Genomic DNA, 26,627 nt, shown 5'->3' with positions numbered 1-26,627 from the left:
AGTGGGGAGCCCTTGGCTAGCGTCTTATTCGGACTTGGTCTCCGGCTTGGCCGCAGGCTTGGTTTCCGGCTTGAAGTCGACGCCGGCTTCCTTCCGCTGCTGTGCCGTAATCGGGGCAGGAGCGGCAGTCAGCGGGTCAAAGCCGTTGCCGGTCTTCGGGAAGGCGATGACGTCGCGGATGGACTCGACACCAGCGAGCAGAGCCACTACGCGGTCCCAACCCAGTGCGATGCCGCCGTGCGGTGGCGCGCCGTACTTGAAGCCCTCCAACAGGAAGCCGAACTTGGTCTGGGCGTCCTCCTTGTCCAGGCCCATGAGCTGGAAGACGCGTTCCTGGACTTCGCGCTCATGGATACGGATGGAGCCACCACCGATTTCGTTGCCGTTGCACACGATGTCGTAGGCGTAGGACAGAGCCGACTCAGGATCCTTGTCAAAGGTGTCAAGGAACTCCGGCTTGGGAGAGGTGAAGGCGTGGTGCACGGCTGTCCACTGCCCGGCACCCACAGCGACGTCACCGGAGGCAACGGCAGCGGCAGCGGGCTCGAACATCGGCGCGTCCACGATCCATACGAAGGCCCAGTCGTTGGGATCGATCAGGCCAGTGCGGTGGCCAATTTCAACACGTGCAGCGCCAAGGAGGGCCCGTGATGCGGACTTCTCGCCGGCGGCGAAGAAGATGCAGTCACCCGGCTTGGCACCAACGGCGTCGGCCAGGCCGGCCCGCTCTTCGTCGGTGAGGTTCTTGGCCACGGGGCCGGCGAGTTCGCCGTCTTCCTTGTAAAGAACGTAGGCCAGTCCCTTTGCGCCACGCTGCTTTGCCCATTCTTGCCAGGCATCCAAGGCACGGCGCGCCTGCGAAGCACCCCCTGGCATGACGACGGCGCCAACATAAGGTGCCTTGAAGACGCCGAAGTTGGTGTCCTTGAAGAACTCCGTCAACTCGGTCAGCTCCAGGCCGAAGCGCAGGTCCGGCTTGTCGGAACCGTACTTTGCCATGGCGTCCAGGTACGTCATGCGCCGGATGGGCGTGGGGACCTCGACGTCGATCAGCTGCCACAGGGCCTTCACAATTGCTTCACCGAGCTCGATGACATCGTCCTGGTCAACGAAGCTGGCCTCGATGTCCAACTGGGTGAATTCGGGCTGGCGGTCCGCGCGGAAGTCTTCGTCACGGTAGCAGCGGGCGATCTGGTAGTACTTTTCGAATCCGCCCACCTGGAGCAGCTGCTTGAAAAGCTGCGGCGACTGCGGCAGCGCGTACCAGGAACCCGGGGCAAGCCGGGCGGGGACGACGAAGTCGCGGGCGCCTTCCGGCGTCGAACGCGTCAACGTGGGTGTTTCAATCTCGACGTAGCCCCGCTGGTGCAGCAACTCGCGGGCAATGCGGTTTGCCTCTGAGCGGAGGCGGAGGTTCCGTGCGGGGCCAGGGCGGCGAAGGTCAAGGTAGCGGTGCTTAAGGCGCGCTTCTTCGCCCACTTCGACGTGCTCGTCGATCTGGAACGGCAGGGGGTCCGAGGTATTCAGGATGATGACCTTGTCCGCAATGACCTCGATCTCGCCGGTAGCCAGCGCAGGGTTTTCATTGCCTTCAGGACGCTTGTTGACGGTACCCGTCACCTGCAGGACGTATTCGTTCCGCAGGCCGTGGAAGACCTCTTCTTCACGGACAACCACCTGGGCGACACCGGAAGCGTCACGAAGGTCAACGAATGCAACGCCACCGTGATCACGGCGGCGGCCCACCCAGCCGGCCAGGGTAACGGTTTGTCCAATGTGCTCGGAGCGAAGTGATCCGAGGTCATGTGTGCGCAGCACAGCATTCCTTTCAGCATGAATTTTCAAGGGATCATTGCAAAGACGATCCCGTCCGAGTTTACCCGCCCCGGCCGCGGCTGAATCACCTGGCCTGGGTCAGGCGGTGATGACACGGACGTGCAGATCTTCCTCCGACGGCGACCAGCTGGCCGGGTCCGCGTCCACCTGCACGCCGGACCGGATGTCCTTGACCTGGTGCTTGCCGTCATCGTCAGTGAACCAAACAAACGGAATTCCGCGACGATCCGCGAACTTGATCTGCTTGCCGAACTTTTCAGCTTTCGCGGCAACTTCAGTAGCAATACCGCGGCCGCGAAGCTGTGCCGCGACGTCCTGTGCCGCGGACCAACTGTCGTCGTTGTTCAAAGCGACCAGGACAGCAGTGGGCACCGCACGGGTAGCCGTTGCAAGCTCCTGGCTCAGGATCCGCGAGACCAGGCGGGTGACGCCGATGGACAGGCCGACGCCCGGGAACTTCCGGTTTCCCTTGCTGGCCAGGGCGTCGTACCGGCCGCCCGAGCAAATGGAGCCAAGTTGTTCGTGTCCTACCAGGACGGTTTCGACGACGGTTCCCGTGTAATAGTCAAGTCCCCGGGCGATACTGAGGTCTGCGACCACCTTGCCGGGTGCGCGCTGGACGGCGGCCTCAATGACCTGCTGGAGTTCGCTCAAGCCTTCCTCGAGAAGGTCATCAGTCACCCCAAGGGCACGTACCTGCTCCACGAACGAGGTGTCCTCGGTGCGGATGGTGGCAAGCTTGAGCGCCAGTGCCGCCTGCTCATCCGAGGCGCCAAGCTCGCTCTTGAGCAGCTCAGCGACTTTGCCTTCGCCAATCTTTTCGAGTTTGTCGATGCTCCGCAGGACTCCGGCCGTATCAGTCAGGCCAATACCGCGGTAGAAGCCCTCAGCCAGCTTGCGGTTGTTGATCCGGAGGCGGAAGTCCGGAATCGGGAGGGCGCTCAGGGCCCCGGCGATGACCAGCGCAATTTCGACGTCGTAGCGGAACGGCAACTCGCCATCGCCCACCACATCAATATCTGCCTGGGTGAATTCGCGGGCACGGCCTTCCTGCGGACGCTCACCACGCCAGACCTTCTGGATCTGGTAGCGGCGGAAGGGGAAGGCCAGATAACCCGCGTTCTCCACGACGTAGCGTGCGAAGGGAACAGTGAGGTCAAAGTGCAGGGCAAGCGCATTCGGATCAGCTTTGTCTGCCTTGTCCGTAGTGGTTGACCGGGAATCTTCTTCGTCGTACTGCAGGCGACTCAGGCCATAGACCTCTTTGTCGATCTCGCCTTTCCGCAGCAACTGGCCGACCGTTTCAACGGCACGCGTTTCAATGGAGGAGAAACCGTGCAGTTCGAACGTTTTCCGGAGTGTGTCCAGCACGTGGAGCTCCACCAACCGCTCCTGGGGAAGCCACTCGGGGAATCCGGACAGGGAGGCGGTACGTGCCATGGTGGATAAATCTCCTCGATGAAAGCTGACTCAGGAATGAGCACCGCAGCTTTAAAGGCCTTTTCGGCGATTATGGGGCGGGCGTCCAGCCGGTCATGCATAAACTATGTGCGGCAGCCAGTTTATGCTTTCCGCGCGTGCACATCTAATGCAGCATGCCCGGTCCCTGCAGGCGGCCGGCGAACGTGGACACAATCAGGAGGACTCTTGGCAACAAGGTCGCGGGATGACCGCGAAGCGAGACGCCGTATCCGGCAGATGGAAGCCAAGCGTGCCCTGCGGCAGGAACAGGGCAAGCGGCGCAAACGCGACAACACTGTTGCCATCGGCGCGGGCGCTGCGGCTGTGATCCTCGCGGTGGTGCTGCAACTGACTGTTTTCAGTTCCAACCCCACTGAGGCAGAGTTCGCCGCCGCAGAGGCCGGACTGAACTCTCCGTCGGCCTCTCCTTCGGCCTCCAACAGCGCAGACATACCCAGCCCGGACACCGCAGCCGGTAAGACCTTCACCGGTGAGCTCGCACTGAACAGCGGCGTTGTGGGAGTGGAACTGAACGGAACTGCTGCACCCCAGGCGGCGGCCGTCATCAAGTCCCTCACCGATGCCGGCTACTACAACGGAGCCTTCTGCCACCGCCTGACAACGTCCGACACGTTCGGCCTCCTGCAATGCGGAGCCAAGTCCGAAGACGGCGCAGATGATCCCAATTACCGCTGGGGTCCCCTGGAGAACACACCAACGGACAACACATACCGGGCTGGAACAATCGCCGTCGCCCGTTCGGGAAACAACGCCTACGGCAACGGTCATCAGTTCTTCATTGTGTATAAGGACACGACAATTCCTGCGGACACGGCCGGTGGTTACACAGTGGTCGGCAAAGTCACCAGCGGTTTGGACGTGGTCACGAAAATCGCTGCGGCCGGCCTGAAACCGGGCGAAAACGCGACCGACGGCGCCCCTGTGGCACCTGTCACGATAGACTCGTTTTCTCTGAAGTAACCAGCCTTTGGCCCCGGTCCGGGGTGCAGTACCTTAGCAGTCCCTCCAAGCGAAAGACTTTTAGCGGTGACAGACAGTCAGAAATCCGACGAAACAGCAGTAGTGGCCAACCAAGACGCAGTCGAGGCAAACAGCCTGAACGGCACTGAAGCAGCACCTGCGACTGAACAAACTCCCGCAGTTGCGGCCGACGAAACACCGGCAGCAACCGAGGCCCCTGCCGCTGAAGAAACGCCTGCGACAGAAGAAACGCCTGCACCAGCGGCTGAGGTGGCACCCGCAGCGGAGGAAGCACCAGCGGCTGAGGCGGCACCCGCAGCGGAGGAAGCCAAGCCTGCCGATTCGCGTCCCACTCCTTCCCCTGCTGCCTTTGCGGCCCGCCCGAAGGCGCCTGCCGTCGTCGTTCCTGCTGCGCCTGCAGTGTCTGCCGCCTCGCTTGCAGAGGCAGCCAAGTGGGGACGCGCCGAAGGTGACGGCCACGTATTCCTCACTTTGGATGGCGAAGAGATTGCCGTTGGCCAGTATCCCGGTGTCAGCCCTGACGAAGCCCTGGGCTACTTCGCCCGGAAGTACGACGACGTCATTGCCCAGATAGTCCTGCTGGAACACCGCGTGGAATCCAAAGCCCCGGCAACGGACATGCAGAAGACGGTGACCCACCTCCGCGAGCAGCTCGCAGAGCGCAACATGGTGGGCGATATCCGTTCGGCCGAAGCACGCCTGGACACGCTGTCCGAACAGATCGCCGAGCTGGAAAAGTCCGAGAAAGCGGCCCATGAAGCCGTCCGCGCCAACGAGCTTGCTGCGCGCGAAGCCATCGTGGCAGAGGCGGAGTCCATCGCTGGCCAGGATCCTGCGCAAATCCAATGGAAGACGTCCAGTGCGCGAATGAACGAACTCTTCGAGACGTGGAAGGCTGCGCAGAAGAGCGGTGTCCGTCTTGGCCGGAGCAATGAAGACGCGCTTTGGAAGCGCTTCCGCTCGGCACGCACTGTATTCGATCGCCATCGCCGCGCGTACTTCTCGCAGCTGGACAGCAACAATTCTGCGGCCAAGGTGGCCAAGGAAGCGTTGATCGCAGAGGCCGAGGCGCTTTCCTCTTCCACTGACTGGGGTTACGCCGCCGGTGAATACCGCAGGCTCATGGATCAGTGGAAGGCCACCCCGCGCGCCAGCCGCAAGGATGACGACGCCCTCTGGGGCCGTTTCCGGGCCGCGCAGGATGTGTTCTTCAGCAACCGGCAGGCTGCGAACGACCAGATCGACCAGGAGTACACCGCCAACCTTGCAGTGAAGGAGCAGCTGGTAGCTGAGGCCCAGGCGCTGCTGCCGATCAACGATCTCAACGCAACCAAGAAGGCCCTGCAGTCCATTCGTGACCGCTGGGAAGATGCCGGCAAGGTCCCGAGGGCGGACATGGGCCGCATCGAGGCCGGCCTTCGCAAGGTGGAGGACGCAGTCCGCGAGGCTGAGGAGGAGAAGTGGCGCCGGAGCAATCCGGAGACCAAGGCCCGCACCAACAGCGCTTTGTCGCAGCTTGAGTCCGCGATTGCCGGGCTCAAGGAGGATCTGGAGAAAGCTGAAAAAGCCGGAGACCAGCGCCGCATCAAGGCTGCGCGGGAAGCTCTTGAAGCACGTCAGGCGTGGCTGGACCAGATCCAGCGCTCAGCGAGCGACCTCGCCTGACGCAGCCTTGGGTTCATGTTGAGCCCCTGTTTATCTGCAGGCCCTGTACCGGTTATCCACATGACCGGTGCAGGGCCTGTACTGTTGCGGCCAGGACACGGAATGATCAATGAATGGTCCCACCCGTCACAGCCCCGCAACTGCAGGAACCCGTGCTTGCCGAGCTCTACGCACCCAGCCGCATCTTCACCTGGCCTGAATTGCAGGGCATGGCACAGGATGGCATCCTGCTTCCCTTGTACGGCAGGAGCTACGCGTCGCCCGGCGTTGCAGTCACGCCCCGCCTCCGCGCCCGTGCAGCTGCCCTGACCGTCCCGGACCGGATGCGCACCAAGGTGGTGGCGGGCAGGCTTACCGCGGCCTGGATCTACGGGTGTGCGAGCCCTCCGGAGCGGTTATCACTCCTGGTGGATGCCAAGCATCGTATCTCCAGCGTGCGCAGCGCCCGGGGGTGCAACCTCCATGAGGTGCGGCTTGGCCAACTGGACGTTGTAAGCGTTGGTGGCATGCTGGTGAGCAGCCCCTTGAGAACAGCAGCGGACATTGCCCTGCACGTTGAGCCGGACCAGGCCGTGCCGGCACTGCGGCGACTCCTGGACGACCCCGATCTGGGCATCAGGCTCCGTTTGCTCACCCTTGCCGTGGAGGCAGCGCCACGGGTTCCCCACAAGAAGCGTGCGCTCGCTACGCTCGCGCGGCTCGTGTCCCCAAACTAGCTCCTGCGCCTGTTACCCGTGGTGCGGTACACATCGAAGACCCCGTCAATACGCCGCACCGCGCTGAGAACATGGTGCAAATACTTTGGGTCACCCATTTCGAAAGCAAATTTGGAGATCGCCACCCGGTCGCTTGAGGTGTGCACCGAAGCCGCAAGGATGTTCACATGGTTTTCAGACAGGACACGCGTGACATCGGACAGGAGTGACTTCCTGTCCAAGGCTTCCACCTGAATCTCCACCAGGAAGACGCTGGACTGTGTTGGTGCCCACTCGACCTCGACGATCCTGTCCGGCTGGTCACGCAACCCGGAGACGTTGGTGCAATCAGTCCTATGGACCGACACGCCGGAACCGCGGGTGACAAATCCAAGAATGGGGTCAGGGGGCACAGGAGTGCAGCATCGGGCCAGTTTGACCCACACGTCTCCCACGCCGCGAACAATGACACCGGAATCGGAAAACTTGGACTTGGCTACCTGCGTAGGAATGCTGACCTCGTCAAGGTCCTCATCCGGGGTCTCGTGTCCACCAAGATGCTCTACGAGCTTCTCCATGACGGACTGGGCAGACGTGTGCCCGTCACCCACTCCTGCGTACAGACCGGAGATGTCTACGTAGTGGAAGTCCTCGGCGACGGCAGACAGCGCATCATGCGTCATGAGTCGCTGCAGTGGGAGGTTCTGCTTTCGCATTGCCCGCGTCAGCATATCCTTGCCGCGGTCAATCGCTTCCTCACGGCGTTCCTTGGTGAACCACTGGCGGATCTTGTTCCGGGCCCGTGCCGACTTGACGAAGTGTTGCCAGTCCTGGCTCGGACCCGCCCCCTCGGCCTTGGAGGTGAAGATCTCCACCCAGTCGCCATGGTTCAGTTCACTGTTGAGCGGCACAAGCTTGCCGTTAACGCGGGCTCCGATGGTCCGGTGCCCCACTTCCGTGTGAACCGCGTACGCAAAGTCAACAGGGGTCGATCCAGCAGGCAAGGCCATGACTTCGCCCTTGGGCGTGAAGACGAAGACTTCCCGTGCGTTGATCTCGTACCTGAGTGAATCAAGAAATTCGCCCGGGTCCGAAGTTTCCTGCTGCCAGTCCACCAAGGACCGCAGCCAGCCCATATCGCCGTCGCGTGGGCTGCCCGGGCCCACCGCAGTACGGTTGGGTTGATCCTTGTACTTCCAGTGGGCTGCGACGCCGTACTCCGCCCGGCGGTGCATCTCATGGGTGCGGATCTGGATTTCCACGGGCTTTCCACCCGGGCCGATGACCGTGGTGTGAAGGGACTGGTACATGTTGAACTTCGGCATGGCGATGTAGTCCTTGAACCGCCCTGGGAGAGGGTTCCATCGCGAGTGCAGGGTACCAAGTGCCGCGTAACAATCCCGCACCGAATCAACCAGGACGCGAACGCCCATGAGGTCGTTGATGTCGTCAAAGTCCTTATCGCGGACGATCATCTTCTGGTAGATCGAGTAGTAGTGCTTGGGCCGGCCGGTAATGGTCGCCTTGATCCGCGCAGTCCGAAGATCATCGGCAATCTGGTTGCGGATGACGCTCAGGCTCTTCTCGCGTTCGGGTGTGCGGTCCCCCACCATGCGGACGATTTCTTCGTACACCTTGGGGTAGAGCGCCGCGAAGGACAGATCCTCCAGCTCCCACTTGATGGTGTTCATACCCAGGCGGTGTGCAAGGGGAGCGAAGATCTCCAGCGTTTCGCGGGCTTTACGGGACGAGGATTCTGCCGAAACGAACCGCCACGTACGGGCATTGTGGAGGCGATCGGCAAGTTTGATCATCAGGACACGGATGTCCTTGGCCATGGCCACGACCATCTTGCGGACCGTCTCCGACTGGGCCGCTTCGCCGAAGCTGACCTTGTCCAGTTTGGTCACGCCGTCCACAAGCATGGCAACTTCCGGGCCGAAGTCGCGGGTGAGGTCATTCAGTGTGTAGGGGGTGTCCTCCACGGTGTCGTGGAGCAACGCAGCGGCCAGGGTGGTCCCTGTCATCCCGAGCTCAGCAAGGATGGTGGCTACTGCCACCGGGTGGGTGATGTACGGATCACCACTCTTGCGCTTCTGCCCCTGGTGGCTGCGCTCTGCTACCGCGAATGCGCGCTGAATGAGGTCGAAGTCTTCTTTGGGGTTGTTGGCCCGCACCGTTCGCAGGAGCGGTTCCAGAATCGGCGAGTACGGCGCCATCCCCCGGCCGGTCAACCGCGCAAGCCTGGATCGCGTGCGCTCCCGCCGACCCGGAAAGGTTGGACGCACGCCGGGAGTATCGACTGGAACCGTACCAGCAGTCCGTCCAGCCACGCTTGTTGCCGGAACCGTCACACCGTGGTGACTGTCCTCCCCGCCCGTCGGTGGTGCCGACGTCGCACGTTCTTCCACAGAAGTACCCCTCACGACCTATTTAATTCTTCCAGTCTATTCCCGCAGGCGAATGCTTCCGCAACCGGACAGCACATGACGCGCGCCCCGGCAAGTCAACGAGAAAGGACCCCGCTGGAAAGCGGGGTCCTTTTCCAGCGCGTAATGCCTGATGGAAAGAGCCTAAACAGTGGCCTCGGCCCTGCGGTGGGCCACCTTCTTGGCCTGCTTCACGAGGTCCGGCTCGCCTTGGCGCAGCCAGGCGTAGAGCGGTGCCGCGATGAAGATGGTCGCTGCCGTTCCTATGAGGATTCCGACAAACAGCGCCAGGGAAAGGTCCCGCAGCGTTCCTGCGCCCAACAATCCGGCCCCGATGAAGAGGATCGCCGCAACCGGAAGGACGGCAACCATCATGGTGTTGATGGAGCGGACCAGGGTTTGGTTGACCGCGAGGTTGACCTCTTCACCGAAGGTCCGGCGCGTGGAAGTGGAAATGTCTGCTGTGTTCTCGCGGATCTTGTCGAAGACCACCACGGTGTCATACAGCGAATAGCTCAGGACTGTCAGGAATCCGATGATGGCCGATGGCGTCACCTCAAAATCACTCAGGGCGTAGACGCCCGCTGTGGTGAACATCGTGACCAGCATGCCCACCAAGGCAGAGAGTGACATCTTCCAGGTCCGGAAATACAGAGCCATGAGGACAGCTGCGAGGCCAACGAACACGACCAGCCCGATGAGTGCCTGACGTGTGACATCCTGGCCCCACGTGGGGCCAACGAAGTTTGATGTGACTTCGTTGTCCGTTACACCGTAAGCGGTGGTCAGGCCCTCTTTGATGCGGTTGGTCTCGTCATCGGTCAGCTGATCCGTCTGGATCCGCATGGTGTTGCCCGCCACGTTCGCGACACGGGGAACGGCACCGGATACGACGTCATGGACAGCCTTTTCCCCCAGGCCTGCATCGGTGGTCTTCACGTTGGAGACCGTGAACTCCGAGCCGCCGCGGAACTCGATGCCGAGGTTAAAGCCACCCTTCAAAACCGGGATCAGGATGGAGAGGGCCACAGCGACCGCAGCAATGATGAACCAGATCTTCTTGGAATCAACAAAGTTGTAGGAGCGCTTGCCCGTGTAAAGCTCGTTGCCGAAGGTTGCGAAGCTCGTGGTCATTACTTCTCCTCCTTGGTGCCGTTGGAAGGACCGGTCAGTTGGCCCTTCTCGGCGAGGCGCCGTTCGGCGATGGTCATGCGGCGTTCTGCTTCGGCCGCGGCACCTGTATTGCGTGCACGGACAACGGCCGGCTTCTCGGCAGGTGTGCGGAGGCGTCCGGCTCCCCGATACAACGGGACAGCCCCCAGACGGTCAGGTGAGAGTCCGGAGAACCTGTGGCCTTCGCCAAAGAACTTCGTGCGGGCAAGGACCTGCAGCATCGGATGCGTGAACAGGAACACCACGATGAGGTCAGCGACAGCCGTGAGGCCAAGGGTGAACGCGAAGCCACGGACATTGCCGACGGCCACGAAATAAAGGACCAACGCTGCCAGCAGGTTCACTGCCTTGGAAGCCAGCACAGTCCGCTTGGCGCGCTTCCAGCCATTCTCGACGGCGGACACGAGCCCGCGGCCTTCACGAAGTTCATCGCGGATTCGTTCGAAGTAAACGATGAACGAGTCGGCCGTCTGTCCGATGGCAACGATCAGGCCGGCAACACCTGCCAGGGAAAGGCGGTAGTTTTCAGTCCAACCCAAAATCGCGATGGCGAGGTAGGTCAAGCCACCGGCGACAACCAGGGAAGCGATTGTGACAAAGCCAAGGGCCCGGTACTGGAACAACGAGTACACAACCACCAGCAACAGGCCGATGAGGCCGGCCAGCAGGCCGAGCCGGAGCTGATCGCCACCGAGTGTGGCAGAGATCTGTTCCTGGGACTGGATCTCGAAGGAGATCGGCAAAGCGCCGTAGCGGAGTTGGTCGGACAGCGCCTTTGCAGAGGCCTGGGTGAAGTTACCCGTGATCTGCGGTTTTCCGTCAGTGATGACAGCAAGGGACCTCGGTGCTGAGATGACCTTGTCATCAAGGACAATGGCGAATTGTGCCTTGGGGTCGTTGCCGCCCTGGGCAAGGGACGCGGTGTAGAACTGGTTTAGCCGCTCCGTAACTTCCTTGAACTTGGCAGTTGCCTCGGCGTTGAACGTGATGTTCACGCCCCAGGAGTTTGTCACCGAGCCCTGTGCGCCCTGGACCTGCGAGAAGGACGAGGAGCTGATGTCCTGGCCTTTGACCTCCACCGGACCAAGGATGTACTTGATGGCGGGAGTCTTGTCCGTTGCCGGTTCACAAGTCACCAGCGGCTTCGCCGGATCGGAACGATCCCGCTTCTCGGTGGAAGGGTTGACGCAGTCAAGCGCCTCGAATTCCTTGTAGACCTCCGGAGTCACCCAGTTGGTGTCGCTCGCGTTGGTGGGTTCCGCGGTGGGCTTGGGCAGCTTGTCATCCGGCGTGCGGGATTCGACAGGGATGGCCGCAGGATCAGCCGCAGCGATCACCGGGCGGAAGTTCATGTCCGCCGACGCCTGGATAAGGTCACGTGTTTCCTTGGATGGAGTTCCCGGGAGGCTCACCACCACGTTCCGCCCCGACTGGGTGCTGATCTCGGCTTCGGCAACACCGGAGCCGTCTACACGCTGCCGGATGATGGCAACTGCCTGGTTGAGTTGTTCCTCGGTGATCTCGCTGGAACCCTCTACCCGCGGTGCCAGGATCATCTGGGTGCCGCCCTCAAGGTCCAAGGCAAGCTTGGGAGCCCAGCTTGCATGGCCGGAAATGACTCCGCCAGCCAGGACAGCGGTGAGTACAACGAATATTGCTCCAAGCCAAGTCAGCACCCTGCGGGCTGAGTTTTTGGGGCCGGTCCGTGCCATTATCGATCTTCCTTTTATCGCCGGACAGCCGCCGGCTGGCGCTGGTAAGCGTCTGCCGGCGGCTTTCGGCTGCCGTAGAAGTGTCCTTGCGCGGTGTTGCCGCGACTGACGGTGCTAGTTGTCCTTCTTGTCCTCTTTGTTGAGGCGCGCGATGGTTTCGTCCGGCGTCTCAGTCGCAGCCGGAGTCTCATCAGCAACGGTCAGCGAAGAAGCGTCGTCCGGAACGACGGGGGCTTCCTCTTCAGCCTTTTCGATCACCTTGGTGACGGCCTGGCGGTGAACCGTAGCTTCGTTTCCGGGAGACAGCTCGATAACAACCTTGTTCTCAGCTTCGTCGATGGACACGATGCGTCCGAAAAGACCGAAGCTGGTCATGACATCGACGCCCGGAGCGAACTTGGACTGCATCGCAGCCTGCTGCTGCTGGGTCTTCTTGTTGCGGCGGAACATCATGAAGACAAAGAGTCCAAGCATGACGAACAGCAATATGGTCATTGGATCCACAGGGAAGTTCCATTCTTTACTTACGTTTTGGTCCACGGCAACGTCCCCGGCAGATCCTGCGGCCCGGGAGTAAACCCCGCACAGCAACGCGCTTCACCGCGAAGCGGGCGCATGGATCAAGGACTCGAACGTGCCGAGCGTCATACCAGTCTAGTGGGAAAAGCTGAATACAGCGTGTTAACCGATGGTATCTACGCTTTCGGCGTGGTTTTCATCCTCGTCAAACAAGGCAAGTGTCTCCTGGCCGAATACGCCCGCCGGTACGGCATAACCAAGGTGTGTCCATGCGGATGCCATGGCGATACGGCCACGGGGTGTGCGCCCGAGCAGTCCTTCGCGCACCAAGTACGGTTCGGCAACGGTTTCGACAGTCTCCGGCTCCTCACCCACGGCGATCGCCAGCGTTGAAAGACCCACCGGTCCACCATTGAATTTGGTAATCAACGCCTCAAGGACGGCACGGTCAAGGCGATCCAATCCCCGTTCATCCACCTCGTACATATCCAGGGCCGCCGACGCCGAACGCGCGTCGATCTGTTCTATTCCGTGCACAAGGGCCCAGTCGCGGACACGGCGAAGCAAGCGGTTCGCAATACGTGGCGTGCCGCGGGAGCGTCCGGCAATCTCCGTGAATCCGGCGGAGTTGACCTTCAGGTCAAGCAATCCCGCCGAGCGGCGCAGCACGAGTTCGAGTTCTGCCACAGAGTAGAACTCCAGGTGGCCGGTAAATCCGAAGCGGTCCCGCAAAGGGCCGGGCAGAAGCCCGGCGCGCGTGGTTGCACCAACTAGCGTGAAGGGTGGAAGTTCAAGCGGAATGGCGGTGGCGCCGGCCCCCTTGCCGACCACGATGTCCACACGGAAGTCTTCCATGGCCATGTAGAGCATCTCTTCAGCCGGGCGGGACATGCGGTGGATTTCGTCAAGGAACAGCACCTCCCCTTCGGACAGCGAGGAAAGAATTGCTGCAAGATCTCCGGCATGCTGGATGGCTGGTCCGCTGCTGATACGCAGTGGGGCGTTCATCTCCGCGGCAATGATCATGGCAAGGGTGGTCTTGCCCAGGCCCGGAGGACCGGAGAGCAGTACGTGGTCAGCGCTGCGGCCCCGCATCCGCGAAGCTTCAAGCACCAGCGAAAGCTGCTTGCGAACACGGTGCTGGCCAACAAAATCATGCAGGTTTTTGGGCCGGAGGGCGGCTTCAATGACGCGCTCCTCCGGCTCCTCTCCCCCGGCAACGAGCGATTGCTCAGCCACGGGTACCTACACGGTTTCCGGCGCGCGCGCCGTCCTGCCCCAGCCAGCGCAATGTGGCCCGCAGGATTTGCGCCACGTTACCGTCATCGGCAAGCTCGGGGGAATCGGCCATTGCTTTGTCGATGCTTCCCGCGGCGTCCTTCTCGGACCACCCCAGACTGGTCATGGCAGCCACTACCTGGGGCTTCCATTCCACGGTATTGATCACTGCGGGTGCTGTTCCCGTGCCTGTGCCGTGCGGGACCAGCTTTCCGGCCAGTTCAAGGACTATCCGGCCTGCGACTTTGGGCCCAATGCCCGGGACTTTGGTGAACGCTTTGCCATCGCCAGTGTGCGCAGCTACGCGGATCGCTTCCGGCTCGTGCACCGCAAGTACGGCCAGAGCCAGCCGTGGCCCGACGCCGCTCACGCTCAGCAGGACATCGAAGACCTCGCGCTCATCATCATCGGCGAAGCCGAACAACGTTAGGGAGTCCTCACGGACGATCATGGAAGTGAAGAGCTTCGCCTCGGCGCCTACTTTTAGGTGGCTCAACGTCTGGGGCGTTGCGAAGACGCTCATTCCCGCACCGTTGAGGTCGATCACGGCGGTCGACAAGCCAACGTGGGCAACTGTTCCACGGAGAAAACTGATCAAGACCCGGCTCCTGAGGTTAGCGGACTATCCGAACATATCTACGAATACCCTAGCAAGGGCTACCGACAATCAGCGTGCGCGGCGCGCTTTCGCTTCTGCTTCAGCCCACGCACGTTGCGCGGGGGTGAGCGAATCCTTGCCGGAAGCATGAGGCGCACCCATTCCGCTGCCTGCCCGCCAGGCATGCGTCAGGGCAAGGGCAAGCGCGTCCGCGGCGTCAGCGGGCTTGGGCGGGGCATCGAGCCGGAGGATTTTAGTGACCAATTTAGTGACCGCGTCCTTGTTCGCAGTTCCACTTCCGGTCACGGCCGCTTTGACTTCGGAGGGCGTGTGCAAGGCGACGGGAATCCCGCGGCGCGCGGCCGCGGCGATAACAACGCCCGAGGCCTGGGCCACGCCCATCACAGTGCTGACGTTCATCTGCGAAAAAACGCGCTCGACGGCGACTACGTCCGGCTCATGCAGGTCCAGCCACTCGTCGATGGCCTGCGCGATGACCAAAAGCCGCTTGTCCAGCGTCAACTCAGCCGACGTCCCCACCACACCAACAGCCACCATGGTGGCCCGGCGGTTCCGCTCGATATCCACTACGCCGATGCCGCAACGGGTGAGGCCCGGATCGACTCCCAATACGCGAAGAGTCAAGTCCGGGCCTTCCTGGTTGTTGTCAAAAGAGGAGTACTGCCTGCCTAGTCGGCGTCGAGGGCAGCCTGCACTTCCTCACTGAAGTCCGCGTTGCTGTAGACGTTCTGGACGTCATCCAGGTCTTCGAGGGCATCCACGAGTTTCATGAATTTCCGGGCGCCATCAATATCGAGGTCCACCTGCATGGAGGGCACGAATTCGGCTTCATCGGATTCGTACTCGATGCCGGCTTCCTTCAAGGCGTCACGGATGGCCTGAAGATCAGAGGGCTCGGAATGCACTTCCCAGTTCTCGCCGCTGTCCTTGACTTCCTCTGCGCCGGCGTCCAGGACGGCCATCAGGATGTCGTCCTCGCTCAGGCCATTCTTTGGCAACACGACGACGCCCTTGCGGGTGAACAAGTAGCTGACCGAGCCGGGATCTGCAATGGTGCCACCGTTGCGGGAAATCGCGAGTCGAACCTCCGAAGCCGCACGGTTCTTGTTGTCGGTCAAGCACTCGATCAATAGAGCCGAGCCCTGAGGGCCGCGGGCTTCGTACATGATTTCCGTGTAGTCGACCACTTCGCCTGTGAGGCCGGCACCACGTTTGATGGCGCGGTCGATGTTGTCGTTCGGAACCGAGGTCTTCTTCGCCTTGGTAACCGCAAGTTCCAGGCCTGGGTTGCCGGCGAGGTCCGGGCCGCCCATGCGCGCAGCAACTTCGATGTTCTTGATCAGCTTTGCGAACGACTTTGCACGCCTGCTATCAATGATGGCTTTCTTGTGCTTGGTAGTCGCCCATTTGGAGTGGCCTGACATGCTTTACGCTTCTCCTCTGATCATTCGAATAAAGAGTTCATGCACGCGCTTCTCACCTGTGACTTCCGGGTGGAAAGAGGTGGCCAACAGCTGGCCGGAGCGCACTGCAACAATTCTAGCCAATCCGTGCAGAGTGGCGGTGTGGCTGGCATGCTCCGGATCAACCTGTGCCAGGACTTCGACTCCCGGGCCAACCCGTTCCACCCAGGGTCCACGGATGAAGACCGCGTGCACCGGATCCACGCCGGACTCGCCTGCGCTGAACTCGAGTCCTTTGAAATCGAGGTCGGTTTCAAAGGACTCGCGCTGCCGCCCAAAGGCATTGCGGCGCACTGTGATGTCCAGTCCACCGAAGGTCTGCTGGGGGTTTCCGTCCAGATCAGTAGCGGGATCGGCAATCTCGTCGGCAAGCAGAATCATGCCTGCACAAGAGCCGTACACGGGAAGGCCTTCGGCGATGCGCTTCCGTAGCGGGTCCGCGAGTTCAAAGATCCTTGAAAGTTTGTCGATCGTGGTGGATTCCCCACCCGGGATGATGAGGCCGTCAACGTCATCCAGCTCTGCGGGGCGACGGATGCCCACACCCGTGGCGCCCGCGGCTTCCACTGCGTGGATGTGCTCACGGAAGTCGCCTTGGAGGGCCAGTACGCCGATCCGGAGTCCTGCACCCACGCGTGATGAAGCGTCGGAAAGGGGGTTGGTCATTGGACCATCATAGTGGCCCGGCCCGGCAATCTCCTCCCGGAGGACAGGCGGGAGTGCCAGCAGGAGGGGCCTCAACGCCAAGTTCCATGCCTTAACTGGGATATATTACAGAGCATGTTTTCCTTCAGCGTTCCCCTCGGCAAGCTGGTCCGCACTCTGTCCCGGCTCCGGGGCGGCGGCTCTGCTTTCCCCGGCCTGGTGGTCGAAAAAATCGATCCCGGTTTCATGCAGAGAACGCTGTCCAGCCTTCCCCATGGCGTGGCTGTTGTCAGCGGCACGAACGGAAAAACGACGACCACCAAAATGGTGGTCGAACTGCTGGAAAGCCAGGGCCTGAAGGTCTTCACCAACCGCACAGGCAGTAACTTCACCCGGGGCGTGGCCGCCTCCCTTCTCGGCGAAGTTGACTGGCGTGGCCGCCTTGAAGCCGACGTCGCCATCCTCGAACTCGACGAAGCACATGCCGTGCACTTCGTGAACAAGGTGCCGCCGCGTTTCAGCCTCTTGCTGAACGTCCTTCGGGACCAACTTGACCGGTTCGGCGAGATCGACAAGACGGCCCGTTTGCTCGAACACATTGCACTGAAGACCACAGACACCGTGGTGCTGAACCGTGAAGACCCCCGGGTGGCCCGCATTGCCAACGTCCTTAACGTTCCGGGGGCTGTCCACAGTCCCAGCGTCCGCTACTTCGGGCTGGATGAGTCACTTCGCAGCACTTTCCCCAACGACGACGACATGCGCACCGCCACCACCGGACCGTCGTCCCCGAATACGCCGGCGCCCGGCACCGCGGGTGAGGTGGCTGACGGCCCCGCTGCCGACGTCGTACTCCGCCGCGTGGGTGCCCAGGACGCTGACTTTGAATTCGACGGCGAAAAAGTCACCACGAGCATGAAGCTGCGGGGTGTCTACAACATCTTCAACGCGGCGGCCGCGCTCTCCCTGGCCAGGGCGATCCTGGGTACGGGAGCCGTCGACACTCCCAAACTGGTCAAAGCACTTGGTGACGTGGCTCCTGCTTTCGGGCGCGGCGAAAGCCTCACCGTGGACGGCCAGCCGTTGGAGCTTGTGCTGGTCAAGAATCCCAGTGGCTTCCGGCTCGGCCTGAAGTCCTTCCCGGCCGGTGGATACGCCACCATGATCGCCATCAACGACAACTATGCAGATGGCAGGGATATGTCCTGGCTCTGGGACGTTGACTTCGAATCACTCAGGGAAGATGGCGTCGAGGTCCTTACCGGCGTCCGCGCCTACGACATGGCCCTGAGATTGCAATACGACGAGGTCCGCTTCGGTACAGTCGACACCGACATAACCTCGGCGCTCCATGCATTTATCGACGGCTCGCGAGGCAAGCCCAAGCGGATCTTCTGCACGTACACCGCCATGCTCGCGATCCGTCGCGAACTGGCCAAAATCACCATAGTTGAGGTGGTCTCATGACCTCGGAAGCACAGCCGACCAAAGGAACAATCCGCGTCCTCCAGCTGTACCCGCGGGACATGAATATTTACGGTGACTGGGGCAATGCCCTGGTCCTCCAGCAACGCATCAAGTGGCATGGCTACACGCCGGAGCTGCTTGAATACAACGTAGGCGACGACTTTCCCGAGGACGTTGACATCATCGTGGGCGGCGGCGGGCAGGACAGCGGCCAGCTGGTTATTCAGGATGATCTACAGGCACGTGCCGATCATTTGCGGGATCTCGCGGATGGCGGCGCACCGATGCTGGTCATTTGCGGGCTCTACCAGCTCTTCGGAAAGTTCTTTAAAACCAGCGCAGGACCTGTCATTCCCGGGATCGGTATCCTCGACGTCGAAACGCACGGCACGGATGAGCGGCTGATCGGCAATGTCACGCTCAAGTCTTCCGAATTCGGGGATGTCCTGGGCTACGAGAACCACAGTGGACAAACCACCCTGGGCCCCGGCGTCCAACCGTTGGGAACAGTCACCAAAGGTGCAGGGAACAACAGCAAGGACGGTCACGAGGGCGCCCGCTACCGCAACGTGGTGGCCAGCTACCTGCACGGTTCGCTGCTGCCCAAGAACCCGGCGATCGCCGACTTCCTGATCCGCACGGCGGCCGAACGGAAATATGGCACTTTCGTGCCCGGAACGCCCGACGACGACTACGCCCGCCTCGCGCGGGAGCATGCTGCCCGCCGACCACGCTAGAAGCTATTTTTCCTTGGTGATGAGCAACTCGTGGGCGCCGGCTGTCGCTGCGCCCATCGACTCGACCACGGCTTTGGTGCGCTGATGGGTCTCTGCATCGGCAGCCGGGGAAGCGCAGACTCCCTGGGGTGCGTCGCTGGCCACTGAGCACCAGCGGTAGGGGTCCCGGACAATCACCGACGGCGCCCACGCGAGATCCGAGGCAGCCCAAACACCCGCCGCGTTTTGGCTGAACTGCGCTCGGACCAGCAGTCCTTCGTTGTTGACTACATACCAGGGCGACAATTCCGTCACGCCATTACCCAGTCCATAGACAATCCACGTGCCCTTGTAGTTTTCAATCGGTAGCACCGAGTGCGTGTGGTGTCCATAAACCATGGTGAATTGCCCACTGTCCACCAATGCGTGGGCGACTTCCTGTTGCTGGGCGTTGGCCTCGCTGGCGTACTCGTCACCTGCGTGCATGACTCCGAGCACGATGTCGGCTCCAAGCGCACGGGCTTTGGTGGCTTTCGCAATCATGGTGGTGGGATCAAGTTCGTCCACAAGCCACGGGTATTCCGGAATCTGACCGTTGTGGCCGTAGGTGCCAGCGATGACTGCTACCGTTGCGGCGTCTGTCTTGAGCATCAGGATTTCCTGTGATGCAGCTTCAGTCCTGTAGGAACCTGTGTGCTTGAGCCCGGAAGCATCCATGGCATCCAATGTCCGGAGCAACCCTTCAGTCCCCCGGTCAATGGTGTGGTTGCTGGCCGTAGTGCAGGCCTGGTAGCCCACGTCCCTGGAGGCGGCAACGATCTGCGGCGGCACGTTGAAGGACGGGTACGCGGAGAACGGACCTTCGGCAGTGGCGACAGGAGTCTCCTGATGGCAAATGGCGAGATCGCTGTTGCGGATGTATCGGCGCTGGCCTTCAAGGAGCGGGATGAAGTTGTAGCCGGGCTGCCCTGCGGCGGCGGCGTCGGCCCGGGCCTGCTGCCACAACTGAGTATGGATCAGCATGTCGCCCGTGACCGTGATGGAGGTACAGCGCAGCTCTGGACAGGCGGGTCCCTTGCCAGGGGTGGGCGTAGGTGTCGGCGTTGGGGTGGATGTCGGAGCCACGGGAGCGGTAGCGGCGCTGCTCTTCTCCCGGGAATCGTTCTCGGCAATTACTCCACAGGCGTTCAAGCACAACGCAACTGCTGAGGCCACCAGGAGGGTGCCCGTTCGTCGTGAGGGCCTGTAACGCCGCCGGTCCGCGCGACGTCCGCCAGATGTGATGATCCCCATACGGGCAATCCTACGGCGCAAAACGCGCGGGATTCCGGCGAGCCACCCTTGAGGACACGATTCTTAAATGAAAGAGTCCCTTCATGACCAATCCGCTTTTGAGGCCCAGCCCCCTGCCGTTCGGCCTGCCACCTTTTGAAGCAATCACCACAGAGGACTATGCCGAAGCCATCGACGCGGGGCTGGAGGATCACCTCCGTGAAATCCAGCAGATCGCGGCCAACCCAAAACCAGCGACTTTCGAGAACACTGCTGTGGCCATGGAAAGGTCCGGGCGGTTGCTGGACCGGGCCGCGGCGGCGTTCTTTACGCTTGTCTCGGCAGATGCATCGGACGCCATCAGGGAGTTGGAGACGGCCTTCGCGCCCAGGTTTGCCGCGCATCAAGACGCCGTCTACATGAACCGTGGCTTGTATGAACGCTTCGCTGCCATTGACACCGCTGGCCTTGATGATGAGTCTGCGCGGTTGGTCCAGGAATACCTCAAAGAGTTTCGGAAGACCGGCATTGAACTCGACGACGACGGCCAGGCCCGCCTTCGGGAAATCAACGCCGAACTCTCACGTCAGGGCACCGAATTCGGCCAGCGCGTCAAGGAGGCTATAAAGGCTAGCGCTGTTCTCCTCGACGACGAAGCGGACCTGGCCGGCATGTCCCCCGAAGACGTCGCTGGCGCTGCCGGGGCCGCCAAGGCTGCGGGGCACGAAGGCAAGTACCTCCTGACCCTGATCCAGCCAAGCAACCAACCAGCCCTTGCCTCGCTCGAAAACCAGGCCATCCGGCGTCGGCTGTTTGAAGCCTCACTCGGGCGGGGCACGGACGGCGGAAGCCTGGACGTCCGCGATCTGGTGACGGCAACAGTCCGTTTACGTGCGGAGAAAGCCAGCCTGCTGGGCTTTCGAAACTTCGCGGAGCTCGTGGTGGACCAGCAAACGGCACCGGACTTCGAGGCAGTGCAGGCAATGCTGGGCCGCCTGGCACCTGCAGCGCTCCGCAACGCCCAAGCCGAAGCCCTCGCTTTGGCCGAATCCGCTGGCCATTCGCTGGAGCCCTGGGACTGGGCCTACTATTCCGCTCAGGTCCGGCGGGAAAAATACCAAGTGGATGAACAGGCCATCAGGCCCTACTTCAGGCTCGAAACGGTCTTGGCCGACGGCGTCTTCTTCGCAGCGACCCAACTCTATGGCATCACGTTCCATGAGAGGCCGGACCTCGCCGGGTACCACGAGGACGTCCGGGTATGGGAGGTGCAAAACGAGGACGGCAGCGCTCTGGGTCTTTTCCTCGGCGACTATTACACACGGGAATCCAAGCGCGGAGGAGCCTGGATGAACTCGCTCGTGGAACAGTCCCGTCTCCTTGGCACGCAGGCCGTGGTGATCAACACCCTCAACATCACCAAGCCGGCGCCGGGCGAACCTGCTCTCCTGTCCCCGGACGAGGTCCGGACGGTATTCCATGAATTCGGCCACGCGCTCCACGGACTGTTCTCCGACGTGACCTATCCCCGGTTCTCCGGAACGTCCGTGCCGCGGGACTTCGTGGAATACCCGTCGCAGGTCAACGAGATGTGGATCATGTGGCCGGAAGTCCTGAAGAACTACGCCCGCCACTACGCCACAGGCGATGCGCTCCCACAGGAGATCGTGGACAGAATCAACGAATCCCTGCTGTGGGGTGAGGGATTCGCGACCACGGAATACCTGGGAGCAGCGTTGCTGGATGTGGCATGGCATGTGCTCTCCACGGAAGAAGTCCCTGCGGATGTCCTTGCCTTTGAAGCCAAGGCCCTCGCCGACGCCGGTATCGCGCACCCGTTGATTCCGCCGCGGTACCGCACCGGCTACTTCCAGCACATCTTTGCCGGCGCCGGGTATGCTGCCGGCTACTACTCCTACATCTGGAGCGAAGTCCTGGACGCGGACACCGTTGAGTGGTTCAAGGAAAACGGCGGCCTGACCCGCGCAAACGGAGAGCGGTTCCGATCCGAGCTGTTATCGACGGGTAACAGCCGGGATCCGCTGGAATCCTTCCGCACGTTCCGTGGGCGCGATGCCGAGCTCGAACCCCTCCTGAAGCGCCGGGGACTGGAGTAATAACGACGCCGGGCCGGTCACCTCACTAAGGTGACCGACCCGGCGTCGTACTTCTTTTGCTGCTTACCAGCCGCGCTCTGCGAGGCGGTGGGGCTGCGGGATTTCGTCGACGTTGATGCCAACCATGGCTTCGCCCAGGCCGCGGGAGACCTTGGCAATGACATCGGGGTCGTCGTAGAACGTGGTGGCCTTCACGACGGCGGCGGCGCGCTCGGCGGGGTTGCCGGACTTGAAGATGCCGGAGCCAACGAACACGCCGTCGGCGCCGAGCTGCATCATCATGGCAGCATCGGCCGGGGTTGCAATGCCACCAGCGGTGAACAGGACAACGGGAAGCTTGCCCGTGGCAGCGATTTCCTTGACCAGTTCGTACGGGGCCTGCAGTTCCTTGGCCGCAACGTAGAGCTCGTCCTCGGGAAGGGCGGCAAGCTTGGCGATCTCGGAACGGATCTTGCGCATGTGCCCGGTGGCGTTGGAAACATCCCCGGTGCCGGCTTCGCCCTTGGAACGGATCATCGCCGCGCCCTCGTTGATGCGGCGCAGGGCCTCACCAAGGTTGGTGGCGCCACAGACGAAGGGAACGGTGAAGTTCCACTTGTCGATGTGGTTGATGTAGTCGGCCGGGGTCAGGACCTCGGACTCGTCGATGTAGTCCACGCCGAGGGACTGCAGGACCTGGGCTTCGACGAAGTGGCCGATGCGGGCCTTGGCCATGACCGGGATGGACACGGCGGCGATGATCTGATCGATCATGTCGGGATCGGACATGCGGGACACGCCACCCTGGGCGCGGATGTCGGCGGGTACGCGCTCGAGCGCCATGACGGCGACGGCACCGGCGTCCTCGGCGATACGGGCCTGCTCGACGTTAACGACGTCCATGATGACGCCGCCCTTGAGCATCTCCGCCATGCCCCGCTTGACGCGGCTGCTCCCCGTGACGCTGTTCGCGGACGAACCGGCTTCGTTGCTTACATCTGGTGTAGACACAAAAACCCCTATGGGTAGATAAACGACCTTTTCGCCGGTGGCTCACGCAGCCACACGACCGCAATCAGCGCACACCGGATTTTCAGGTCAAGGTGACCAAGTACTAGTAATAGTAGTCGCACGTTGCCGGGTGGCAGTACATTCATTACCGCATACGCGGCCAAGAAGAGGGCCTGCTTTAGGACACCTGCACAACTGCCACTGACGGACTCTGGTCAGATGCCAGTTTCCTATGCCTCGGCCATCGCTTGCTTGCGGACAGTCGCCATTCTTTGGACGATAGTGACCACACTGGCAAGCGCGAGAAGGATCAGGGTCGCGAAAAGCACCACTGCTGGAAGTCCAAGACCCGTAAGCCCGGTGATGAGAAGCACCGAAGCTAAACGCTCGGCACGCTCGGCAATGCCAACGCTTGCTTGATAGCCCAGTGATTCGGCCTTTGCCCGCGCATAGGACACCACCATGCCCAGTACCAGGCAAACGACGGCGGCAGTACCAATTGCCGGGTCCTCACCTTTGGTGAAGAACCAGATGGTCAGCCCCGCAAAGATGGCGCCGTCCGCCAACCGGTCCAAGGTGGAATCGAGGAAGTTTCCCCAAGCGCCGCTTCTGCCTTGCAAGCGGGCCATAATGCCATCCACGACGTCCGAGAACGCGAAGAATGCCACCACCACCGAGCCCCACCACAGGTATCCCAACGGATACAGAACCAGTCCGCCGAGAATGACCCCTGCTGTGCCAGCCACGGTCACTGCGTCGGGAGATACGCCAATCTTGAGTAGCCAACGCGCCAGGGGTGTGAAGAGGGAAGTAAAGAAACCACGCGCATGCCTATTGAGCATTCGACTCCCCCGGCCAGGCTTCGGCCACCAGTTTGCGGACCTCGTCGAGCGTCTGCGTAATGGCCTTGGTCTGGGCGATGATGGGGAAGAAGTTTCCGTCCCCACCCCAGCGCGGCACAACGTGCTGGTGCAGGTGCGCTGCGATTCCTGCTCCACCGGTGACACCCTGGTTCATGCCGAGGTTGAAGCCGCTGGGGTTGGAAACCTTCCGCAGCACCCGCATGGCCGTCTGGGTGAGTTCGGAGAATTCCGCCGTTTCTTCCACCGTGATGTCCGTGTAGTCCGGAACATGGCGGTAGGGGCAGATCAGCAGGTGGCCCGGGTTGTAGGGGAAAAGGTTGAGCACGACGTAGCAGGTCCTGCCGCGATAGACGATGAGGGACTCCTCATCGCTACGGGTGGGTCCCACACAGAACGGGCAATCGTCCTTGTTCTTGAACTGGTCCTGTCCGCCTTTGATGTAGGCCATGCGGTGGGGAGTCCACAGGCGCTGAAAAGCGTCCGGAACACCTGCCAAGCCGAAGTCATCGGTTACTTCGGCGTCGCCCGGAAGGTCAGCTGCCGCGCCTGTGTTCTCCTGCACCGTCTATTATCCGTCCGTCAGCTTTCGCGGTTCTTGACAGCGTCCACGATTCTGCGGACCGCCTCTGCCACGGGCACGCCGTTGTCCTGGCTGCCATCACGGAAGCGGAACGAGACAGCACCTGCCTCGGCGTCCTCACCGCCGGCGATCAGGACGAACGGGACCTTGTCTTTGCTGGCCGTGCGGATCTTCTTCGGGAAACGGTCTGAAGAGATGTCCACCTCGGCACGGATTCCTGCGGCTTTCAACTGGTCAACGACGTCGAACATGTAATCGTTGAATGCCTCGGCCACAGGGATGCCAACCACTTGGACGGGAGACAGCCATGCGGGGAAGGCGCCGGCGTAGTGCTCGGTAAGAACGCCCATGAACCGCTCCACCGAACCGAAGAGGGCGCGGTGAATCATGACGGGACGCTGACGTGTTCCATCGGCTGCCTGGTACTCCAGCTCGAAGCGTTCAGGCAGGTTGAAGTCCAACTGGATCGTGGACATCTGCCAGGTCCTGCCCAGGGCGTCCTTTGCCTGAACGGAAATCTTCGGCCCATAGAACGCTGCTCCACCAGGGTCCGGTACCAGGTTCAGCCCTGACGCTTCCGCAACCTCGGCGAGTGTGCGGGTGGCTTCCTCCCAGGCGGCGTCGTCACCTACGAACTTTTCCTCGTTCTTGGTGGAGAGTTCGAGGTAGAAATCATCCAGGCCGTAGTCCTTGAGGAGGCCAAGGACGAAGTTCAGTGTGGTGGTGAGTTCGTCCTTCATCTGCTCGCGGGTGCAGTAGATGTGGGCGTCGTCCTGTGTCATTCCACGGACGCGGGTCAGTCCGTGGACAACACCGGATTTCTCGTACCGGTACACCGAGCCGAATTCGAAGAGGCGCAACGGCAGCTCGCGGTAGGACCGGCCACGTGAGCGGAAGATGAGGTTGTGCATGGGGCAGTTCATCGGCTTCAGGTAGTAATCCTGGGCGGGCTTGCGCACAGTGCCGTCCGCGTTGAGCTCGGCATCCACCTGCATCGCGGGGAACATGCCGTCCTTGTACCAGTCAAGGTGGCCGGAGACCTCGTAAAGGTGTCCCTTGGTGATGTGCGGGGTGTAAACAAACTCATAGCCGGCGTCCACGTGGCGCTGACGGGAGTAGTCTTCCATGGCCTTGCGGATGATGCCGCCCTTGGGGTGGAACACAGGGAGGCCCGATCCGAGTTCGTCCGGGAACGAGAACAGATCCAGCTCCACACCCAGCTTCCGGTGGTCGCGGCGCTCTGCCTCTGCGATGCGCTCCTGGTAAGCCTTGAGGGCTTCCTTGGTGGGCCATGCGGTGCCGTAGATTCGCTGAAGCTGCTGGTTGTTCTGGTTGCCCAGCCAGTATGCGGAGGATGAGCGCGTCAGCGCGAACGCGTTGGAGATGATCTTGGTGTTGGGCAGGTGCGGTCCGCGGCAGAGGTCGCACCAGACGCTTTCGCCGCTCTTGCGGTCCACATTGTCGTAGATAGTGATGTCGCCCGCACCGACTTCAACGTTCACGCCTTCTCCGGCGTCGGCGGCGTCGTTCTTCTTACCCAACAGCTCCAGCTTGTAGGGTTCGCCGGCCATGGCTTCGCGGGCTTCTTCTTCGGTGACCACGCGGCGGACGAATTTCTGGTTCTGGTTGATGATCTTCTGCATCATCTTTTCCAGCTGGCGAAGGTCTTCCGGGGTGAACGGCTCGGCGACGTCGAAGTCGAAGTAGAAGCCGTCAGTAATGTACGGACCGATGCCAAGCTTGGCATCAGGCCGCAACTGCTGGACTGCCTGGGCCATTACGTGCGCGGTGGAGTGACGGAGAACGTTGAGTCCGTCAGGGGATTCAATGGTGACACCTTCGACGTCTGCACCCTCGGTGAGAACCTGGTCAAGATCCTTCAGTACACCATTGACGCGGGCAACAACGACGTCGCGGCGCTCGAAGAAGAGTTCCGCGCCGGTAGTCCCTTCCGTCACCTTGGTCTCTTCGCCATCGACGATGAGGGTGATCTGTTGGGCATCTGACACGGGTGTCTCCTATTCATAGTGAAGGCTTCGTAGCTTGTGGCGTACGGGGACCACAGCCAGCCATCGTCAATCGTATCTGTTTGGACGAAGGGGGCCAAAGCAGCGCGCCGACGCCA

Annotated in this window: 23 protein-coding genes; 7 read left to right on the top strand and 16 right to left on the bottom strand. The window is 61.6% G+C overall.

Annotated elements, in window-relative coordinates:
* Window positions 1-24: 24 nt before the first annotated feature.
* Both aspS and hisS read right to left on the bottom strand, forming a co-directional pair.
* Window positions 25-1,818, bottom strand: a complete 1,794-nt coding sequence (gene aspS, locus AC6I97_RS11925) for an aspartate--tRNA ligase (protein WP_224090574.1) — start codon at window positions 1,816-1,818, stop codon at window positions 25-27.
* A gap of 96 nt (window positions 1,819-1,914) precedes the next feature.
* Complete coding sequence (gene hisS / locus AC6I97_RS11920) at window positions 1,915-3,276, bottom strand: histidine--tRNA ligase (protein WP_497944955.1); 1,362 nt, start codon at window positions 3,274-3,276, stop codon at window positions 1,915-1,917.
* A 207-nt stretch (window positions 3,277-3,483) separates the two neighbouring features.
* Here hisS and AC6I97_RS11915 point away from each other — a divergent pair, with 207 nt between their 5' ends.
* The 3 genes from AC6I97_RS11915 to AC6I97_RS11905 all read left to right on the top strand — a co-directional run bounded on the left by AC6I97_RS11915 (window position 3,484) and on the right by AC6I97_RS11905 (window position 6,680).
* Complete coding sequence (locus AC6I97_RS11915) at window positions 3,484-4,278, top strand: peptidylprolyl isomerase (RefSeq protein WP_497944954.1); 795 nt, start codon at window positions 3,484-3,486, stop codon at window positions 4,276-4,278.
* Window positions 4,279-4,344: 66 nt separating this feature from the next.
* Entirely contained in the window at window positions 4,345-5,964 is a 1,620-nt protein-coding gene (locus tag AC6I97_RS11910; protein ID WP_497944953.1) for a DUF349 domain-containing protein, read from the top strand.
* A 113-nt stretch (window positions 5,965-6,077) separates the two neighbouring features.
* Window positions 6,078-6,680 (top strand): hypothetical protein, encoded by a 603-nt coding sequence (locus tag AC6I97_RS11905; protein ID WP_224164484.1) that lies wholly within the window; start codon window positions 6,078-6,080, stop codon window positions 6,678-6,680.
* On the opposite strand, the gene AC6I97_RS11900 is transcribed toward AC6I97_RS11905, so the two are convergent.
* The 9 genes from AC6I97_RS11900 to pdxT all read right to left on the bottom strand — a co-directional run bounded on the left by AC6I97_RS11900 (window position 6,677) and on the right by pdxT (window position 16,518).
* Window positions 6,677-9,070: a RelA/SpoT family protein gene (locus AC6I97_RS11900; RefSeq protein WP_216925652.1), complete on the bottom strand. Its 2,394-nt coding sequence runs from the start codon at window positions 9,068-9,070 to the stop codon at window positions 6,677-6,679. The genes AC6I97_RS11905 and AC6I97_RS11900 overlap by 4 nt on opposite strands.
* A 162-nt stretch (window positions 9,071-9,232) precedes the next feature.
* Window positions 9,233-10,222: a protein translocase subunit SecF gene (gene secF, locus AC6I97_RS11895; protein WP_224090588.1), complete on the bottom strand. Its 990-nt coding sequence runs from the start codon at window positions 10,220-10,222 to the stop codon at window positions 9,233-9,235.
* Window positions 10,222-11,973, bottom strand: coding sequence for a protein translocase subunit SecD (secD, locus tag AC6I97_RS11890; RefSeq protein ID WP_497944952.1), 1,752 nt, complete (start codon window positions 11,971-11,973; stop codon window positions 10,222-10,224). Before secD ends, secF begins: the two co-directional genes overlap by 1 nt.
* 114 nt (window positions 11,974-12,087) lie before the next feature.
* Window positions 12,088-12,468, bottom strand: coding sequence for a preprotein translocase subunit YajC (gene yajC / locus AC6I97_RS11885; RefSeq protein WP_216925542.1), 381 nt, complete (start codon window positions 12,466-12,468; stop codon window positions 12,088-12,090).
* 186 nt (window positions 12,469-12,654) lie between these two features.
* Window positions 12,655-13,731 (bottom strand): Holliday junction branch migration DNA helicase RuvB, encoded by a 1,077-nt coding sequence (gene ruvB / locus AC6I97_RS11880; RefSeq protein ID WP_223946210.1) that lies wholly within the window; start codon window positions 13,729-13,731, stop codon window positions 12,655-12,657.
* On the bottom strand, window positions 13,724-14,368 hold the full coding sequence (ruvA, locus tag AC6I97_RS11875; RefSeq protein ID WP_224164486.1) for a Holliday junction branch migration protein RuvA: 645 nt from the start codon (window positions 14,366-14,368) through the stop codon (window positions 13,724-13,726). Before ruvA ends, ruvB begins: the two co-directional genes overlap by 8 nt.
* A gap of 69 nt (window positions 14,369-14,437) precedes the next feature.
* Window positions 14,438-15,013, bottom strand: a complete 576-nt coding sequence (ruvC, locus tag AC6I97_RS11870; RefSeq protein WP_497944951.1) for a crossover junction endodeoxyribonuclease RuvC — start codon at window positions 15,011-15,013, stop codon at window positions 14,438-14,440.
* 44 nt (window positions 15,014-15,057) lie between these two features.
* The gene (locus AC6I97_RS11865; protein WP_224090590.1) at window positions 15,058-15,813 is read right to left on the bottom strand and encodes a YebC/PmpR family DNA-binding transcriptional regulator; all 756 of its coding nucleotides are present in this window, start codon (window positions 15,811-15,813) and stop codon (window positions 15,058-15,060) included.
* A 3-nt stretch (window positions 15,814-15,816) separates the two neighbouring features.
* Window positions 15,817-16,518, bottom strand: a complete 702-nt coding sequence (gene pdxT / locus AC6I97_RS11860) for a pyridoxal 5'-phosphate synthase glutaminase subunit PdxT (protein ID WP_216925537.1) — start codon at window positions 16,516-16,518, stop codon at window positions 15,817-15,819.
* A gap of 114 nt (window positions 16,519-16,632) precedes the next feature.
* Here pdxT and AC6I97_RS11855 point away from each other — a divergent pair, with 114 nt between their 5' ends.
* Both AC6I97_RS11855 and AC6I97_RS11850 read left to right on the top strand, forming a co-directional pair.
* Window positions 16,633-17,964: a Mur ligase family protein gene (locus AC6I97_RS11855; protein ID WP_497944950.1), complete on the top strand. Its 1,332-nt coding sequence runs from the start codon at window positions 16,633-16,635 to the stop codon at window positions 17,962-17,964.
* Complete coding sequence (locus AC6I97_RS11850) at window positions 17,961-18,701, top strand: type 1 glutamine amidotransferase (RefSeq protein ID WP_497944949.1); 741 nt, start codon at window positions 17,961-17,963, stop codon at window positions 18,699-18,701. The genes AC6I97_RS11855 and AC6I97_RS11850 overlap by 4 nt, the downstream gene beginning before the upstream one ends.
* Window positions 18,702-18,704: 3 nt before the next feature.
* Here AC6I97_RS11850 and AC6I97_RS11845 read toward each other — a convergent pair whose 3' ends face one another.
* Window positions 18,705-19,703, bottom strand: a complete 999-nt coding sequence (locus AC6I97_RS11845; protein WP_497944948.1) for a CapA family protein — start codon at window positions 19,701-19,703, stop codon at window positions 18,705-18,707.
* On the opposite strand from AC6I97_RS11845, the gene AC6I97_RS11840 reads away from it, so the two are divergent.
* Complete coding sequence (locus AC6I97_RS11840; protein ID WP_497944947.1) at window positions 19,702-19,929, top strand: hypothetical protein; 228 nt, start codon at window positions 19,702-19,704, stop codon at window positions 19,927-19,929. The genes AC6I97_RS11845 and AC6I97_RS11840 overlap by 2 nt on opposite strands.
* A 127-nt stretch (window positions 19,930-20,056) precedes the next feature.
* The gene (locus AC6I97_RS11835; RefSeq protein ID WP_497944946.1) at window positions 20,057-22,069 is read left to right on the top strand and encodes a M3 family metallopeptidase; all 2,013 of its coding nucleotides are present in this window, start codon (window positions 20,057-20,059) and stop codon (window positions 22,067-22,069) included.
* A gap of 63 nt (window positions 22,070-22,132) precedes the next feature.
* Here AC6I97_RS11835 and pdxS read toward each other — a convergent pair whose 3' ends face one another.
* The 4 genes from pdxS to thrS all read right to left on the bottom strand — a co-directional run bounded on the left by pdxS (window position 22,133) and on the right by thrS (window position 26,511).
* The gene (pdxS, locus tag AC6I97_RS11830) at window positions 22,133-23,059 is read right to left on the bottom strand and encodes a pyridoxal 5'-phosphate synthase lyase subunit PdxS (RefSeq protein WP_020608520.1); all 927 of its coding nucleotides are present in this window, start codon (window positions 23,057-23,059) and stop codon (window positions 22,133-22,135) included.
* A 230-nt stretch (window positions 23,060-23,289) separates the two neighbouring features.
* Window positions 23,290-23,901 (bottom strand): phosphatidylinositol phosphate synthase, encoded by a 612-nt coding sequence (gene pgsA, locus AC6I97_RS11825; RefSeq protein ID WP_497944945.1) that lies wholly within the window; start codon window positions 23,899-23,901, stop codon window positions 23,290-23,292.
* Complete coding sequence (locus AC6I97_RS11820) at window positions 23,891-24,484, bottom strand: HIT family protein (protein WP_224090593.1); 594 nt, start codon at window positions 24,482-24,484, stop codon at window positions 23,891-23,893. Before AC6I97_RS11820 ends, pgsA begins: the two co-directional genes overlap by 11 nt.
* Before the next feature lie 17 nt (window positions 24,485-24,501).
* Window positions 24,502-26,511, bottom strand: coding sequence for a threonine--tRNA ligase (gene thrS, locus AC6I97_RS11815; protein WP_224090594.1), 2,010 nt, complete (start codon window positions 26,509-26,511; stop codon window positions 24,502-24,504).
* Window positions 26,512-26,627: the final 116 nt, after the last annotated feature.

The organism is Arthrobacter sp. TmtSoilC48, assembly GCF_059739425.1.
The sequence above is the reverse complement of the archived record's forward strand: the minus strand, read 5'-3'. Positions and strand labels throughout refer to the sequence as shown.

Coding starts and splice junctions, on each gene's coding strand:
- pdxT (WP_216925537.1), bottom strand. CDS start 16,518: ATGACCAACCCCCTTTCCGACGCTTCATCACGCGTGGGTGCAGGACTC.
- AC6I97_RS11850 (WP_497944949.1), top strand. CDS start 17,961: ATGACCTCGGAAGCACAGCCGACCAAAGGAACAATCCGCGTCCTCCAG.
- AC6I97_RS11905 (WP_224164484.1), top strand. CDS start 6,078: ATGGTCCCACCCGTCACAGCCCCGCAACTGCAGGAACCCGTGCTTGCC.
- secF (WP_224090588.1), bottom strand. CDS start 10,222: ATGACCACGAGCTTCGCAACCTTCGGCAACGAGCTTTACACGGGCAAG.
- AC6I97_RS11865 (WP_224090590.1), bottom strand. CDS start 15,813: ATGTCAGGCCACTCCAAATGGGCGACTACCAAGCACAAGAAAGCCATC.
- AC6I97_RS11845 (WP_497944948.1), bottom strand. CDS start 19,703: ATGCTGATCCATACTCAGTTGTGGCAGCAGGCCCGGGCCGACGCCGCC.
- pgsA (WP_497944945.1), bottom strand. CDS start 23,901: ATGCTCAATAGGCATGCGCGTGGTTTCTTTACTTCCCTCTTCACACCC.
- AC6I97_RS11855 (WP_497944950.1), top strand. CDS start 16,633: ATGTTTTCCTTCAGCGTTCCCCTCGGCAAGCTGGTCCGCACTCTGTCC.
- yajC (WP_216925542.1), bottom strand. CDS start 12,468: ATGACCATATTGCTGTTCGTCATGCTTGGACTCTTTGTCTTCATGATG.
- AC6I97_RS11840 (WP_497944947.1), top strand. CDS start 19,702: ATGTCGCCCGTGACCGTGATGGAGGTACAGCGCAGCTCTGGACAGGCG.
- hisS (WP_497944955.1), bottom strand. CDS start 3,276: ATGGCACGTACCGCCTCCCTGTCCGGATTCCCCGAGTGGCTTCCCCAG.
- secD (WP_497944952.1), bottom strand. CDS start 11,973: ATGGCACGGACCGGCCCCAAAAACTCAGCCCGCAGGGTGCTGACTTGG.
- AC6I97_RS11835 (WP_497944946.1), top strand. CDS start 20,057: ATGACCAATCCGCTTTTGAGGCCCAGCCCCCTGCCGTTCGGCCTGCCA.